This is a genomic window from Pseudomonas sp. W2Oct36, assembly GCF_041060465.1.
GTDB lineage: Bacteria > Pseudomonadota > Gammaproteobacteria > Pseudomonadales > Pseudomonadaceae > Aquipseudomonas > Aquipseudomonas graminis_B.
The window spans coordinates 20,123-36,611 of the sequence record NZ_JAUERW010000021.1 but is presented as its reverse complement, the minus strand read 5'-3'; the positions used below and the strand labels follow the sequence as shown (position 1 = coordinate 36,611).

The following is a 16,489-nucleotide window of genomic DNA, read 5'->3' as shown; positions in this document are numbered from 1 at the left end:
TCCGGGTCTGCCAGGGAGGCAACATGAGTAGCCAACACAAGTTGTTGCCGTCACTGCTGGACCGGTTGCTGGACGACCGTCCGCACCAGTCCGTTGAAGCCTCGGCGCAACGCTTGTGTTCGCTGGCCGATTACAAGGCCAGCATCGTGCGTGACCTGGAGATCCTGGTGAACACCCGTCAGTCCCTGGTGGCTGGCGAGCTCGCCGGTTTCCCGCAACTGCCCGGCACGATCCTCGATTACGGCATGCCCGATTTCACCAGCAAAAGCGTGCTCGACCCCCAGGACCGTTACCTGATTCAGCAGCAGCTGGAGAAGGCGATTTCAGACGGCGACCGGCGCTTTCGCAGCGTCAAGGTACAACTGCTCGCACAACAAACCGGCCAACGCATGCTGACCTTTCGCGTGGACGCCGTACTGCGCCTGCAAGACATCTCCCGTCAGGTTTCATTTGACGCGGTGTTGCAGGTCAATACCCAGGAATACACAGTACAGAACCTCAACTGATGCTCGACGACCTGCTCCCCTATTACGAAAAGGAACTGTCGCACCTGCGCTTTCTGGGCCAGGAGTTCGCGAGCCAGTACCCGAAAATCGCTTCGCGGTTGCTCATCGAGGGCGATAACTGCGAGGACCCTCATACCGAGCGCTTGATCGAGGCGTTTTCGTTTCTCGCGGCGCGGGTGCACAAGAAGCTCGATGACGAGTTTCCGGAAATCGTCGAGTCGTTCCTTGAGGTGCTGTACCCGCACTACCTGCGCCCTACCCCGTCGATGTCCATCGTCGAGTTCACCCTGGGCAAGAACGAGAAGGTCACCGAGGCCTATCGCGTTGCGCGTCACACCGAGATCCACGCCACGCCCATCGACAGCGTGGTGTGCAAGTTCCGTACGTGCTACCCGGTCGACCTGTGGCCGATCAGCGTGCAGCAGGCTTCGTTCGTCGAAATGGAGCGCTCGGCGTTCAACGGCCACAGTGCTGATCTGGTGGCGCGTCTGCGCATCGGCCTGACGGCGACCTCCGACGTGCTGTTCGGGCAGATGGAGCTGGACTCGCTGCGCTTCTTCCTCGACGGCGAAAGCACACTGATGCTGCAGCTGTACGAATTGCTCTTCAACAACCTGGCCAAGGCCACGCTGACCTTCGAAGACGAAGGCCGTATGCGCGAAGTGGCCCTGCCGGCCAATGCGCTGAAGGCGGTCGGCTATGGTCTGGATGAGGGGCTGGTGGATTACTCGGAGCGTTCGTTCCTTGGCTACCGGCTGCTGCACGAATATTTCACCTTCCCGGACAAGTTCATGTTCTTCGACCTGTCCGGTTTCGGTCGCATTTTGGCGGGCAAGGCGCTGGGCAAAGTCGAGATCAATTTCTACTTCTCCGACTACGACCTGCACGACCGCCTGGCGCGCCTGACGCAGAACATCGGCCGCGCCAACTTCAAGCTCAACTGCACGCCGATCATCAACCTGTTCCGCCAGCAGGCCGAGCCAATCACCCTGACCCATGCTCAGCATGAATACGCCATCATTCCGGACGTGCGCATGCAAAACACGGCCGAGGTGGTGTCCATCGACAAGGTGCGCCGGGTCAAGAAAGTCGGCGGGCTGGAGCAGGTCACCAGCTGCCATCCGTTCTTCGAGCCGCGCGCCGATCAGGGGCCGGGCAACAGCTTCTGGATCGCCCGCCGACGCCCCTCCCAGAGCCGGCAACGGGACGGCACCGACATGTTCATTCGGGTGGTCGACCGGGACCTGGAGCTGATCAACTCGGCCAGCGATACCTTGAGTATCCGCCTGACCTGCAGCAACCGTGACCTGCCTTCACTTCTGCCCTTCGGCGGCGCGCGCGGGGACTTCAGTGTCCCGGCAGGCTCGGTCATTGACGACATCCGCTGCCTGCGCAAACCGACCGCATCGGTGCGCGTGCCACTGGGCAACGGGGTCATCTGGCGCCTGGTCTCGCACCTGTCGCTGAACCACATGTCGCTGGTCAGCAAAGGCCGCGACGTGCTGCTGGAATTGCTGTCGCTCTACAACTACCGCAACACCTCGGCGATCCGTAAGCAGATCAACGGCATTTTCTCGGTGAGCAGCGAGCCGGTGGTCGCGCGGATCGGCCACCCGCGTCCGAACTTCGTGCGCGGCGTGGGCATCACCCTCAAATTCGATGAAAGCCAATACACCGGCAGCGGCGTGTTTCTGTTCGGCATGGTCCTCGACCATTTCTTCGGCCAGTACTGCTCGATCAACAGCTTTACCCAATTAACCCTGCGCACCTTGCAGCGCGAAAAGAGAGTGGTCCAATGGCCCCCGCGAACCGGCGATCAACCCCTGGTCTGATCGACCAGGCACGGGCTGAGCCGCACCGATTCGAATTCTTTCAGTTGGTGCGTTTGCTCCGCCTGCACTACAGCAGGAACGGGCGAATGGACCTGCAGACGCGGCCCCATGAAGACCCGTTGCGCTTTCGCTCGCAGCTGTCGCTGAATTTTCCGGCGAGCGAAGTCAGCGACCTGAAGTTTGAGCGCGAGGGCAAGGTGTCTGCGGCCGGGCTGCCGCTGACCGAAGTGCAGGTGACGTTCATGGGTCTGGTCGGGCCGTCCGGCGTATTGCCGCGCCCGTACACCGAGCTGTTGCTGGAACGCCATATTCAGTACCGCGACGACGCCGCCCACGCGTTTCTTGACGTGTTTTCCCATCGCATGACCACGCTGTTCTACGAGGCCTGGCAGAAGTACAAGTTTTACATCGAGTACGAGCGCAACGGCACGTCGGACTTCGATCGCTACCTGCTTCATCTGGTGGGCCTTGGGCCGCAGGCGCAGAAGCAAAAGTTCGCCCCTGAAGGCTCGCCCCTGCGTCGGGAGCTGTTCAGCTATTTCTCGGGGATGTTCGCGCAGAAGCCGCGCAACGCGCTGAACCTGCAGGTGATGCTGAGCTTTTATTTCTCGCTGCCGTTCAAGGTCCGGCAATTCGCCGGGCGCTGGCTGAAGCTCGACGTCAGCCAATGCACGCAGCTGGGCCGCAAGAACGCCGCCCTCGGGCAGAGCGCGGTGGTCGGCAACCGGGTCTGGGATTACCAGTCCACCGTACGCCTCGACATCGGCCCGTTGGCGCTGGCCGATTACCAGCGTTTTCAGCCCGGCACCGAGGACTACCAGAAGCTGGTGGAGTTGGTGCGTTTTTACATCGGCGCGCACCTGGATTTCCAGATCGCGCCGACCCTCAAGCGCGAGGCGGTGCCGCTGGCGAAGATCGGCCGTCAGGGCAACGTCGCGCTGGGGTGGCTGGGCTGGTTGAAACGTCCGGGCGCCGATGTCGAGCCGGCCCGTTGTGCTCTTTTCCATATTCCTTTTGATGGGGTCTCACTGTGAACCTGAAGTCGCTGTTCGCCAAACTGAACGAAACCAGTCGCACAGCCACAGAAGGCGCTGCCGCCCTGTGCTTGTCAGAAAACCATTACGACGTTGAAGTCGAGCACTTGCTGCTGCAGTTGCTGGAAAACAACGACAACGACTTGCCAGCGATCCTTCGTCACTACGACGTGGTCCCCGAGCGCTTGCAGGCGCAGTTGGTCACCGCCCTCGGCACCTTCAAGAAAGGCAACACGCGCACGCCGGCTTTGTCGCCGCACATCACGCGGATGATCGAGCAGGCCTGGGTCCTGGCGTCCATCGAGTTTGGCCAGAGCCAGATCCGCACCGGTTACCTGATTCAGGCGTTGCTGGACGATGACGAGCTGCACCGTGTGGTCGTGGCCTCCGCGCCTGAGCTGGAGAAAATCAACGCCGACGACCTGCGGGTCAACCTCGCCGCGCTGGTCGAAGGCAGCCCGGAGTCGGGCCTGGCCAGCCCGCTGGAGAGCCCGAAAGCCGCCAACGGCCGCGCCGTTCACGGCAACGGCAAAACGCCGGGGCTGGATCAATACACCATCAACCTGACCCAGAGCGCCCGCGACGGCCGCATCGATCCGGTGCTGGGCCGCGAGTTCGAAGTGCGGCAGATGGTCGACATCCTGACCCGTCGCCGGCAGAACAACCCGATCCTCACTGGTGAAGCCGGCGTGGGTAAAACCGCGGTCGTTGAAGGCCTGGCGTTGCGTATCGTTCAGGGCGACGTGCCGTCGGTGCTCAAGGACGTGGCGATTCACACCCTCGATCTGGGCCTGTTGCAAGCAGGCGCCGGGGTCAAGGGAGAGTTCGAAAACCGCCTTAAGTCAGTGATCGAAGAAACCAAGCGCAGCCTGCACCCGATCATTCTGTTTATCGACGAAGCCCACACGCTGATCGGCTCCGGTGGTCAGGCCGGGCAGAACGATGCCGCCAACCTGCTGAAGCCGGCACTGGCACGGGGCGAACTGCGCACCATCGCGGCGACTACCTGGGCGGAGTACAAAAAGTACTTCGAGAAAGACGCCGCCCTCGCCCGCCGCTTCCAGGTGGTCAAGGTCGAGGAGCCGGACGAAGACAAAGCCATCTACATGCTCCGTGGCCTGCTCGGCAAAATGCAGGAGCACCACAAGGTCACGGTGATGGACGAAGCGCTGGTGCAGGCCGTGCGCCTGTCCAACCGCTACATCACCGGGCGTCAGTTGCCGGACAAAGCCGTCAGCGTGCTCGACACCGCCTGTGCTCGCGTGGCCCTCGCGCAGTCGGCGCAGCCCGGCCCGCTGGAAGACTGCAAGCGTCAGATCGACAACGTGCAGGCCGAGATTGCCGTGCTGCAGCAGGAAGCCGCCAAGGGCAGTGACCACTCCCGCCGTCTGACCGCGCTCAACGATGAATTGCAGAGCGTTCAAAAGACCCGCGAGACGCTGGAACAGCAATGGCAGCGCGAGCTGGAGCTGGTGCAGAAACTGGCCGAACTGGGCAGCGTCGAGGCCCCCGATGTGAGCGAGATTTCCGCCGTACGTGCCGAGTTGGCAGACGTTCAGGGCGAGCAGCCATTGGTCCACGCACTGGTCGACGGCGGCACCATCGGCGAGGTGATTTCCGGCTGGACCGGCATCCCGCTGGGCAAGATGCTGCGCAACGAAATCGACACCGTTCAGCGCCTGCCGGCACTGCTGGGGGAGCGCGTATTGGGTCAGGATCACGCCCTGGCGGAGATCGGCAAACGCATCAAGATCTCCCGCGCGCGCATGGAAGACCCGAACAAGCCCATCGGCGTGTTCCTGCTGCTGGGCCCGAGCGGCGTTGGCAAGACCGAAACCGCTCTGGCGCTGGCCGACACACTGTACGGCGGTGAGCGTAACGTCATCACTATCAATATGTCCGAGTACCAGGAAGCCCACACCGTTTCCAGCCTCAAGGGTTCCCCTCCCGGTTATGTCGGTTACGGCGAAGGCGGCGTGCTGACCGAAGCGGTGCGTCGCAAACCCTACAGCGTGGTGTTGCTGGACGAAGTGGAAAAAGCCCACCCGGACGTGCTTGAGCTGTTCTTCCAGGTCTTCGACAAGGGCGTGCTGGATGACGGCGAAGGTCGCGAGATCAACTTCCGTAACACGGTGATCATCCTCACCTCCAACACCGGTACCGATCGCATCATGCAGCGCTGCCTGAACACCACCGAGCAGCCGACCCCGGACGAGATCGTCGAGGACCTGCGCGACGAGCTGAACCAGGTGTTCAAGCCCGCCTTCCTCGGGCGGTTGACCATCGTGCCGTACTACCCGGTCCAGGACGAGATTCTGGAGCGCATCGTTGCCCTGAAGCTGGAGCGTATTCGCAAGCGTTTCGAGCGCAATCATCAAGCCGTGCTCGGTTACGACGAGGCGCTGGTCAAGGCCATTGCGGCGCGCTGCACCGAGGTCGACAGCGGCGCACGCAACATCGACAACATTCTGTCCAAGACCCTCATGCCGGAACTCTCCCAGCACGTGCTGGAACGCATGGCCCAGGACAAACCGATTCAGAGCCTGCACATCGAACTGGGCAGCGACGGCGGTTTCGCCTACCGCTTGCTTTGATTGGGTTGGAAGGGAGTTGGCTGGATTGATCAAGCATTCATAGGTATGCAGTCATGAATATGCAAAACAGGGAACGTCTTTACGCCGGGGCCAGCTGGGCCACCCGCGTGACCCTTTTGACCGTCCTGATGGCGCTCACCGCCTGCGGCATCACCGACCGCGCCAGCAAGCGCGTCGATGACACCTGGGCCGGTGACATGCTGTTCGGCGACAAGGAAAAAGTCATTCTGAAGGCCGACGGCGGTAACCAGCTCAACCCCGATGAAAGCGGCCGCCCGCTGTCGGTCGTGCTGCGGGTCTATCAGCTCACGGCGCTGGAGCGTTTTGCGTCCATCGACGCCGATTCGCTGTGGGACAACCCGCAGCAGGCCCTTGGCAACACGCTCATCGACAGCCAGGAAATCACCCTGCTGCCGGGCATGGGCCAGATCGACCAGTGGCCGCTGAACACGGCCACTGGTTATGTCGGCATCGCTGCGTTCTTCCGCTCCGACGAGAAGAGCCACTGGAAAGTCGCCTTCGATGCCAACTCCCTGCGCAAGGACGGCATCTGGTTTTCCTCGGACGGCCTGCGCGTGCTGGTCGACAACAACCACGTACTGGCGGTGCGCGGCAATGACGTGCTGAACAAGCCGCAGACCGAAGCGCAGTTCGCCAAAAGCAACGTCATGCCCACGGCCGCGCCCGCCGCCAATGCAGTCAATCCGTCCCTGACTCAACAGGTGCAGGACGCGGCGGTGCAAAAGGCCCAGGACACGGCGGTCGACTCCGCTCAGAAAGGCGCGCAATCAAAATTCGATTCATTAGTGGAAGGCGTTCATGAGTAAGCAGAGCCGCGTGATGTGGTCCGAAGGCATGTTTCTTCTGCCACAGCACTTCCAGTACCAGGATGAATTCCACCAGCACCAGCTGAGCGAATCGACGCTGCGCGCCACGCCCTTTCATTGGGGCGTGCAGGCCATGCAGATCGACGAAGAAGCGCTGGCCAGCGGTTCGCTGCAATTCAAGCGGCTGAAGCTGGTGTTTCCGGACGGCAGCCTGTTCGATGCGCCGGGCCACGATCCGCTGCCGGCGGCGCGGGATTTGCGCGAGTTGCTCAAAGGCAATGACTTCAAGGTCTACGCCGCCCTGAAACTGCCTGAGCCGTTCGGCCTCAATTACGTTGAAGACGGCCAGGAGCAGAAAAGCGCGCGCCGATATCGCAAGCAGTTCGACACCCTGCCCGACCTCAACGAAGGCGATCTGGAAAACGAGATCACCAGCCTGCGCCTGAACGTGGTCATGCTGATCGACGGCGACACGCTGGACGGCTACAGCTATTGCCCGATCGCGCGGCTGTCGCGCAACAACATCGGCGGTTTCAGTCTCGACACCCACTTCGTGCATCCGACCTTGCACCTGGGCACCCACGAAACCCTGATCGGCCTGGGCAAGCGTCTGCTCGGCGCCCTGCACTCGAAGAGCAAGGCGCTCTCCGGCCGCCGCCGGGAACGTGCTGATCAGATCGCCGAGTTCGGTTCCAGCGACGTCACGCTGTTCTGGTTGCTCAACACGGTCAACCGCGCGTACCCGAATCTGGCGCACTTGCTGGCCCACCCGCGCCTGCACCCGGAGCGTCTGTACCTGTTCCTGGCAGAACTGGCCGGTGGTTTGCTGACCTTCTCGCTGGACGTCGAGCTCAACGACATCCCCGAGTACAACCATCACGACCCGGCGGCGTCGCTGGTCACGCTGGACCAGATGATCCGCACGCTGCTGGACAACGTGATCCCGAACCAGTGCATCGTCATCAACCTGACCCAGACCAAGCCCTCGTACTGGCAGGGTCAGCTGCACGACCCACGACTGGTCGATGCCGATTTCTATATTTCCGTGCACGCCGACATGCCCGGCTCCAGCCTGCTGGAACTGGTGCCACGGGCGGTCAAGGTCGGCTCCCCGGAAGACATCGAAGTGGTGGTCAACAGCGCCATGCCCGGCGCCACGCTCAACCATTCGACACGGCTGCCCAACGCCATTCCAGTGCGTCTGGACAACCACTACTTCTCGATCGAACCCCATGGCCGGGTCTACGAACGCATGATGAGCGCCCAGGCGATCTCGTTCTACGCACCCAGCGCTTTCACCAACCTCAAGCTTGAACTGATGGCAGTACTCAAATGAGCGAAGCCGTAATGCAAGGCGCCATGGCCGCCGACCAGCCAAAACCGACCCTCAAAGACCTGGTGCAGGACTTCATCAGCATGGCGCTGATCCTGCGTCGTGGCCGTCAAGTGACCTCGGTCCGCGCGTTCGAGGAGAGCGTCGACAGTTTCTTCGCAACCCTGGAGCGAGAAGCCCGCGCCTCCAATTACAGCGTCGAGCAGGTCAAGGACACGCAATACGCGTTGTGCGCGTTTCTCGACGAAAGCGTGCTGCGGGCCAAAATGCCCGAGGCGCCGGTCGTGGCAAACGCCGAGGCTTCGCCCACTTCAGCCCATGCTGCACTGGCGGCGCCGGCCGAGAAAGTCAACGAACTGCGCCGGCACATCGAAGTGTCGCCGCTGCAGTTCCGCCACTTTGGCGTGCACCTGGCCGGCGAAGGTTTCTTCGACAAGATCGAAACCCTGCGCGCCGACGTCAAGCGCAACCTCGACGTGCTAGAGGTGTATCACCTGTGCCTGGCCCTGGGGTTCGAAGGCAAATTCAGCGTCGGTGAAGGCAAGGATCAGTTGCGCTATCTGGCCAACACCCTCGGCCAGGACATCGCCCGTTATCGCAAGACGCCCAAAGCGCTGTCGCCGGACTGGGCACTGCCGGATCAGGTCTCGCAGATGCTGCGCCACGAGGTGCCGGTGTGGGTCTACCTGGCGCTCATCGCGCTGGTCTGTCTGGCGGTTTACCTGACGCTGGACTGGCTGCTGGGCAAGGACGTCGCCTTATTGTCCGAACACATCAGCCAATTGTTCAGTGCCTGAGCACTGCTCGGGTAAGCGAGTCAGGAAGACATGAAAACACTACTTCGCGCTCTAAAAAGTTTCTGGTTCATCCTCATCGCGCTGTGGCTGGCGAGTCTCGTTGCGTGCGTGGTCGTTGCGGCGCGCAGCCAATGGTCGCGGGAATACCTGCTTCAAGTCATGCTGGTGGTCAGCGCGTTCTACGTCTTCGTGGGCGTATTGCGCCAGCTGCGGCGCATGTCCGCGGAGCGCAATCTCGAGCGTCTGGTGCACCATGAAGTCGACCGCTCATTGCCGGCCGACGGCGATTTCCGCGACCAGCAGGTACTGCGCGACCGCCTCAAGCACGCGATCACCATGCTCCGCGCCGATCGCTCGGCAGGCGGCGGCGGTTCGTCGGCACTGTATGAGCTGCCGTGGTACCTGGTGATCGGTCAGTCAGCGGCCGGCAAGACGTCGCTGCTGACCCGCTCGGGGCTGTCGGCCACCACCGCCGGAGGCCAGAGCAGTGGCGAAAGCGGCACCCGCCACTGCGACTGGTACTTCAGCCCTGAAGCGGTGCTGATCGACACGGCCGGCCGTTACCTGAACGACGACCAGTCGGCGAGCGAATTCACCGCATTCCTGCAACTGCTGAAAAAGCAGCGCAAGAAAACCGCCATCAATGGTCTGGTGCTGGTGGTCAGCCTGCCTGAACTGCTGGCGGCAACGGCCCATGAACGTGCGGAAATGGCGATCCAGCTGGTCGCGCGGATCGAGGAATACAGCCGCAGCCTCGACGCCCACCCGCCGATCTACCTGATGCTGAGCAAGACCGACCAGTTGCCGGGCTTTAATCAGGCTTTCGACGGCCTGGACCTGAACGAGCGTCAGCAACCGCTGGGCATGACGTTTGCGCTGTCGGAAATCCGCAGCCAGGGCTTGAAGACGGTCCTCGACGGCAAGCTGAAGAATCTGCACAACGGCGTGCAGCGTCACGTCGATGCGCAGATGATCAGGCTCGGTTCCGACGCCAACAGCGCGTTGCTCAACTTCCCCAATTACTTCGCCGATCTGTCGGGCGTGCTGGTGCCGTTCCTCGAACACTTCACCCAGCCGGCCAGCCACGGCAGCCCGTTGCTGCTGCGCGGCCTGTATTTCACCAGCGCGTTGCAGACCGCTCAGCAGCTGAGCCAGGTGTTCGACGACGATCTCGCCGAGGCCTTTGCCCTGCAGCCGGCACACGAAGGCGCCCATCTGGCGCAAGCGGGCGGCAGGAAGACCGGCGACCGCAGCTACTTCATCACCGACACCTTCCGCCGGGTGATCTTCCCCGATCGCGCGCTGACCTCGTACCAGTCCCGCGATGGCCGCGACACGTCAATGACCCCGGTGGTCCTCGCCGCTGCGGTCCTCGCCGGCCTGGGTTTCATCGGCTGGCAAGCGCTGTCGTTTCAGCACAACCGCGAATGGATCGCTGCCCTGCAAGACAAGCTGACCGAGCTGAGCGATGCCCCCGATCGTGCCCAGCGCATGGCGGCAGGCGAAGGCCTGGAGCTGCTGCGCAATGAGCTGGCGCTGATCGAAAAACACCGCGCCAAAGGCGTGCCGCTGCAACTGAGTGCCGGCCTGTACCGCGGTGACGAGATCTTTGCCGCCGCGCAAACGGCCTATCTCCAGCAACTGCGCAGCCAGGCCCTTGAGCCGGTGGCGCTGAAGCTGCAAATGCAGATGCGGGCGTTCAATGAGTTCACCAAATCCGTGGACCCTCAGAACGAACTCGCTGCCACGGCCAGCAAATCAGGTGGCAAGCCGGGCAGCAAAAACGATAAGGGCCAGAAGCTGGCCGATCGCGGCGTGCGCAGTTTTGCCGCCAACAGCGGCAAACCCAGTTTGAGCAGCATTCCGCGCAGCGTCGGTGATGTCGGCAGTCGTCTGAAAGGCGCCGTGCGCAGCAACGTGACCAAGGCCCGCGAGGCGGCGCTTGCCGATCTGCGCAACCCGGCCTCGGCCAGTGACGCGGCAGAACTGTCGGCCACCACCGGCGGGCTGTCGTTGTCCGAAGAAATGCTTGGCCGCCTGGATGAGCAGCAAGTCGCCTCGATCATCGAGTCCTACAACTCGCTCAAGCTGTACCTGATGCTGACCCAACCGAGTGTCCACTCGGACCCGGAATTCGTCAGCGCCGCCTTGCCGGTCGCCTGGAGCAACACCGCTTCGGCAGACAGCCCGGTCAGCGATGAGGTCATCGCCGACAACGTGCCGATGTACGTGCAGTTACTCAAGACCGGACAGGCCCCTGCCCTGCCCCGCAATGATCAACTGGTCGAAGAAACCCGCAGGAGCCTCAAGTCGTTCATGATTTCCAGCTCGCTGGTGGACCGTGAATACCTGCGCCTGCAATTGGAAGCCAGTCGCCAGTTCCCGGCCGTGGGCCTCAACGAGCTGGTGCCGCTGCCCGGCCGCCAGTTGCTTTACGGCAGCGAAGCAGTGCCGGCGATCTTCACCCGCCAGGGTTGGGACGGCTTCGTCAAACCCGAGCTGATCAAACTGATGTCGAGCAACCTGCGCAACGAGTCCGACTGGGTTCTGGACGGCGACGGCGGCGACAGCATCATTCAGAAAGCCAACTTCATGCGCGAGTTCATGGCGCGTTACAAGCGTGACTACGCGCAGTCCTGGTACACCTTGCTGAGCAGCGTTGGCGTGCGCCACTTCACCGACATGGCCAACGCCACGCAACAGCTGTCGTTGTTGAGCGACGTGCAGAACTCGCCGGTGAAAATCCTGCTGTCCGGGGTCAACGACAACACCCAGTGGGACGTACCCGCGCCCCAGGTCAATCAACAGGCCGGCACGCCGAAGCCCGATGATTTCTGGAGCAAGGTCACCGGACTGGTCAGCGGCCCGCAAGTGCCGACCGCCGCCATGCTCTCGCCGCTGCCGCCGGTGGACGACGGCAGCCTGGCCCAGCGCTTCGAGCCGGTGTCGCGGGTCTTCGCGACGCAGAACGCCGAAGGCGCCGACAGCACGATCATGGATCGCTACCTGGCGGCGCTGCGCAAACTGAAAGTGCGGATGAACAACATTCAGCGCTCCCAGGACGTCGGCAAGAGCAGCAAGCAACTGATCAGCGAAACCCTCGAAGGTCAGCCGAGCGAAGTCACCAACGTGCGCAACTACGTCGAGACCACGGTGGACACCAGCCGGGGCAGCCTGTCGGAATCGCTGCAGGGCCTGTTCAGCCTGCCGATCCAGTTCGCCTGGGAAACCCTGCGCGACCCGGCCGGCCAGCAGATCGCCAAGGCCTGGGCACAGCAGATCGCCAAGCCGTGGGAGCAAGTCATGGCGCACCGTTATCCGATCGCCGCCGGCAGCCGCAACGAAGCGTCGGTAAAAGACCTGCAGCGTTTCGTCGACCCCGAGTCCGGCCTGCTGCCGAACTTCAAGCGCAACGAAATCGGCAACCTGTCCGGTGGTGAAGGCCTGGGCATGGGCAGCGGCGCCAAGGCTGCGCCGCTGGTGAACCCGAACATGGTCACCAGCATCGACAAGGCCAGCTCCCTCGGCCAGGTCATCGCCAGCCTGTCGGACAAGGAAAACGGCTTCGAAATCATGCTGGAGCCGTCGGCGTTTTTCACCGACATCATCTTCACCCTCGACGGTCAGGTGCAGCATTACCGCAACGGCAAAACCAGCTGGAGCCGTTTCTCCTGGCCGGGCACCACCACCGCACCGGGCGCACGTCTTGACGTGGTGACGCTGACTGGCGAACGCATCACCGTGTTCGACTACCCCGGTCGCTGGGGCCTGTTGCGCATGAACGACAGCGCGCGGGTTGATGACCTCGACGGCATCCAGCAACGCTTCAGCTGGAACACCGCCAATGGTCAGGTCAGCCTCGCGGTGCGCAACTACGGCGGCGTCAAGCTGACCGACCTGGCCAACGTCAAATCCCTGAGCGCGCTGAGCTCGCCGTCCAAGTTCGTGGCGGAAGGGTCGGCCAAGTGATGAGGGTTGCGCGGGTGGTTGAACGCGGCCCTGAAGGCGGGGTTGAGGGCGGGCTGGTGAACGGTCGGGAGCGCCGTCGATGATCGGCTGCTTCGGCAAGCTGCCGTCGAGCGCGGACTTCGTCAGCCTGCACGGCGCCGCGGATGACGTGTGCGAATTCGACGGCTGGCTGCAGGCGTCGCTCGCGGCGATTCATTCGCAGGACGACTGGCAGGCGCGATTCGATCGCCTGCCGGTGTGCTTCTTCTCGTACCGCGCGCGCTCGGGCAACTGGCTGCTGGGCGGTCTGGTCAGTTCGATGGACTCCAGCCAGCGGCGCTACCCGCTGTTCATCTTCCAGACCGTGAAGGCAGGCGATGGCGAGCCGCTGGTCAACCCGTTCACCTTGAGCGAGTTGTTCTGCGCGCAGATCAAACCGTTGCTGCACCTCGGTGCCCAGGGCGAGCAGGCGGCGGTGCTGTTCGAACGGATCAAGGCCCTGCGCCCGTTGCAGGGTCAGGACTTCGCGTTGTTCCGCCAAGTGCACGAGAAGTTCCTGCGCAACTTCAACCTGCGGGACATCGCCACGGCGCTGGAACAGGCCTACCCGGAGTTCGTCACCAACGCCGTACTGACCCGATTGAATGCATTGCGCCGCCCGCTGAACCACGCTCAAGCGCTGGGCATCAGCCTGCCGCTGCCCGCTGAACGCGGCTTGAAAAACCCGACAGCGGACCTCTGGATCGACTGGCTGACGCGGATGAAAACCGGCCGTGTGTCGCCCCAGGTCAGCGTGCTGGCCGACGACTTTATGCGGCCCAAACTGTTGTGCTTCCCGTCCCGCAGCAACACCGGCCTGTACACGGTGCTGGCCGACCCGACCGAGCGGCCTGAGCATTACGACGTACTGGCGGACTTCGCGGCATTCGACGAACACCACCGGCCGCCTGAGTTTCCTGACACCGATCGCCCCCTTTTTGACGTCATCGACCGTTGTGTCGACGCGCTGGATGTGAAGTCCGTATGAACAAGCTCAAGTATTACCTGCTGCGCTACCAACCCTACATTCTGGGGATCTGTTTCTTCCTGACGATCTTCATCGTCTGGGGGCTGGGCCGCGCGCTGGACTTCAGTTCCCTGGGCAGCCTGCTGACCGGCATCGCTGTCTTTCTGCTGCTCTCGATCGGCTACGTGCTGTATCTCTACAGGAGCAACTCGCGGCAGCACAACCTCGAAGGCGTGCTGCGCGACGACGCCGATCAAGCGGTGTTGAACGCAAGCCCGGCGGACCGGGAAGAAGTCAGTCTGCTGCGCGAACGCCTGCTGCAAAGCATCGATCGCCTGCGCAGCAACACCCCGAACGGCACCCGTGCCAAGGACGCGCTGTACGCCCTGCCGTGGTATCTGGTGGTCGGTCAGCCCGCCGCCGGCAAGAGCACCATGCTTTATCAATCCGGCCTGAACTTCCCGTACGCCGAGCGAGAAGGCGTTCGGGTCGCCGGGCTGGGCGGCACGCGCAATTGCGACTGGTTCTTCAGTTCCGAAGCGGTGCTGCTGGACACCGCCGGGCGCTACATGACCGATCAGGAAGAAGCCGGGAAATGGCGCGGTTTCCTGCAGCTGCTGCGCCAGCACCGCCAGCGTCGTCCGCTCAACGGGCTGATCGTGACGGTGAGCATCCACGACATCCTCCAGGCCTCGCTGGAAGATCAGGAACGTCTGGCCAAGCGCCTGCGTGAACGCCTTCAGGAAACCTATTCGCTGCTGGAAGTGCGCCTGCCGATTTACCTGGTCTTTACCAAATGCGACCTGGTGCCGGGCTTCGCGCCGTTTTATCGCCAGTTCGACGAGGTGGCCCGTGGCGAAGTGATGGGCAAGACCTTCACCCACAAAGACTACGAGAAAGCCGACTGGGCCCAGCGTTTCGGCGTGGCCATGGACGAACTGGTCAACTACTGGAAAGAAGTTGCCAGCCAGCAACTGGTGTTGCAGGACATTCAGATCACCCGCCGGGATTCAGCGGTGTATCGGTTCCCGCTGGAACTCGCCGCGCTCAAGCCTCGGCTGCAACTGTTCGTCGATGCCCTGCTGCGCGCTAATCCGTACCAGCATGCCGAGCTGCTGCGCGGCTTCTACTTCACAAGTGCGCTGGATGCCGATGCGCCCGAGTTGGGCGGCCACACCCGTCAGGTCAGCGAGCGCTTCTCCCTGGAGGCCGAGCAGTCCGCTGCCAGCGGCCACGCCCAGCCGCAGCCGCTGTTCATCAACAGCCTGTTCCGCAAGGTGATCATTCCCGACCAGCATCTGGTCGCGCTGTACACCAGCAATGTTCGGGAACGCCGTCGCAAGGCCGCGTGGGTCGGCGGCGCCAGCCTGATTGCGCTGCTGCTGTGCGGCGCGTGGGGCTGGTCGTACTGGAACAACAAAAGCGAGATACAGACGCTGTCGTCTGAACTGACCGCCGCTGCGGCCCAGGACGATCGGACGCCGGCGCAGTACACCGACTGGCAAACCCTGGACCGTCTGCGCCTCCAGACCGCCGATTACTACGCCAGGCACCACGATCAGGGCGTGCCGCTGCGCCTGCGTCTGGGCCTTTATCAGGGCTATAACGTCGAGCCGCTGGTGCGCGGGCGTTACTTCAACCGGCTGGAAACGGTCATGCTCAAGCCGACCGCCGACAACCTCACCCGCTCGCTGTACCTGCTGACCACGATCAAGGTCTATCAGCGCAACGCCAAGGACCTGATGCCGGTGACCGGCGTCGACAGCGTCGAGCCGCGCGCCCTGCCCAACGACAACCGCGCGCAGTCGATCGCCGACTTCGGCAAGGCCACCCTGGAGACCTACGTTCAGCTCTCGCGCTCCCAGCGAGAGAAAGCCGACCCGGCCTTCCTCAAGGCGAAGATCCCGGACTACTGGTACCCGGCCATCGCCAAACAGACCGGCAAAACCATCGGCGCGACGGGCGCTGCGACGAACTCGGGCACGGACTACGAGCTCGCCAGCCGCCAGGTCAACTTCTACAGCGACCAGATCCACGAACCCGACGTGCCGAGAATTCTCGACAACGCGTTCCTGACCTCCAGCTCGCGCAATTACATCAACAGCCTGCTCTCGCAATCGCTGCGCTCCATCGAGACCATCACCCTGGAATCGGACACCCTGTTTGCCTTCGGCCGTGCCGATTTCCAGAGCCTGAAAACCGAGGGCCAGAGTCAGCTGAGCGCCATTGCCGGCAAGCTGCTGAGCACGCCGAACATCGGCAAGATCGTCATCGCCGGTCACGCCGACCAGCTCGGCGACCGCCAGGGCAATCTGCAGGTGTCCAGGCAGCGGGCGCAAACCATCAAGACCTACCTGGTCGGCAAGGGCGTGCCCGCCGAGCTGGTGGAAGCCGTCGGCGAAGGCAGCGAGAAGCCGCTGGTCAAGTGCGACATGCAGCAGCCGCGTGCGCAGTTGATCCAGTGCCTGGAGCCGAACCGACGCGTAGAAATCGAGGTGCGTGCGCTCAACTGATCGCGCGCAGGCACCTGAAGAACCCGGCGCCCGGGCCTGTTGTATGAAGGCCCGGGCAGCGGCAACCGATCCTTTTGAATCTTCAAAGGGGTCAAATCA

General features: G+C 62.8%; 10 protein-coding genes. All 10 read left to right on the top strand.

The window, feature by feature from the left end; translation table 11 throughout:
* Positions 1 to 23 precede the first annotated feature (23 nt).
* The 10 genes from tssE to tssM all read left to right on the top strand — a co-directional run bounded on the left by tssE (position 24) and on the right by tssM (position 16,390).
* Positions 24 to 506 carry a type VI secretion system baseplate subunit TssE gene (gene tssE, locus QWI18_RS21915; protein WP_065988945.1) on the top strand — a complete coding sequence of 161 codons (483 nt, stop codon included), beginning with the start codon at positions 24 to 26 and terminating at the stop codon, positions 504 to 506.
* Positions 506 to 2,338 (top strand): type VI secretion system baseplate subunit TssF, encoded by a 1,833-nt coding sequence (gene tssF / locus QWI18_RS21910; protein ID WP_369319841.1) that lies wholly within the window; start codon positions 506 to 508, stop codon positions 2,336 to 2,338. Before tssE ends, tssF begins: the two co-directional genes overlap by 1 nt.
* On the top strand, positions 2,302 to 3,372 hold the full coding sequence (gene tssG / locus QWI18_RS21905) for a type VI secretion system baseplate subunit TssG (RefSeq protein WP_192130388.1): 1,071 nt from the start codon (positions 2,302 to 2,304) through the stop codon (positions 3,370 to 3,372). The genes tssF and tssG overlap by 37 nt, the downstream gene beginning before the upstream one ends.
* On the top strand, positions 3,369 to 5,966 hold the full coding sequence (tssH, locus tag QWI18_RS21900) for a type VI secretion system ATPase TssH (RefSeq protein ID WP_369319840.1): 2,598 nt from the start codon (positions 3,369 to 3,371) through the stop codon (positions 5,964 to 5,966). Before tssG ends, tssH begins: the two co-directional genes overlap by 4 nt.
* 53 nt (positions 5,967 to 6,019) lie before the next feature.
* A complete protein-coding gene (gene tssJ, locus QWI18_RS21895) occupies positions 6,020 to 6,793 on the top strand; it encodes a type VI secretion system lipoprotein TssJ (RefSeq protein ID WP_369319839.1) in 774 nt (257 codons plus the stop codon).
* Positions 6,786 to 8,129, top strand: coding sequence for a type VI secretion system baseplate subunit TssK (tssK, locus tag QWI18_RS21890; RefSeq protein WP_065988940.1), 1,344 nt, complete (start codon positions 6,786 to 6,788; stop codon positions 8,127 to 8,129). The genes tssJ and tssK overlap by 8 nt, the downstream gene beginning before the upstream one ends.
* Positions 8,126 to 8,923: a type IVB secretion system protein IcmH/DotU gene (gene icmH, locus QWI18_RS21885; protein ID WP_065988939.1), complete on the top strand. Its 798-nt coding sequence runs from the start codon at positions 8,126 to 8,128 to the stop codon at positions 8,921 to 8,923. Before tssK ends, icmH begins: the two co-directional genes overlap by 4 nt.
* Before the next feature lie 30 nt (positions 8,924 to 8,953).
* Positions 8,954 to 12,892, top strand: a complete 3,939-nt coding sequence (locus QWI18_RS21880) for a type VI secretion protein IcmF/TssM N-terminal domain-containing protein (protein WP_369319838.1) — start codon at positions 8,954 to 8,956, stop codon at positions 12,890 to 12,892.
* Between the two features lie 79 nt (positions 12,893 to 12,971).
* Positions 12,972 to 13,898: a type VI secretion system-associated protein TagF gene (gene tagF, locus QWI18_RS21875; RefSeq protein WP_296306482.1), complete on the top strand. Its 927-nt coding sequence runs from the start codon at positions 12,972 to 12,974 to the stop codon at positions 13,896 to 13,898.
* Entirely contained in the window at positions 13,895 to 16,390 is a 2,496-nt protein-coding gene (gene tssM, locus QWI18_RS21870) for a type VI secretion system membrane subunit TssM (protein ID WP_369319837.1), read from the top strand. Before tagF ends, tssM begins: the two co-directional genes overlap by 4 nt.
* Positions 16,391 to 16,489 lie beyond the last annotated feature (99 nt).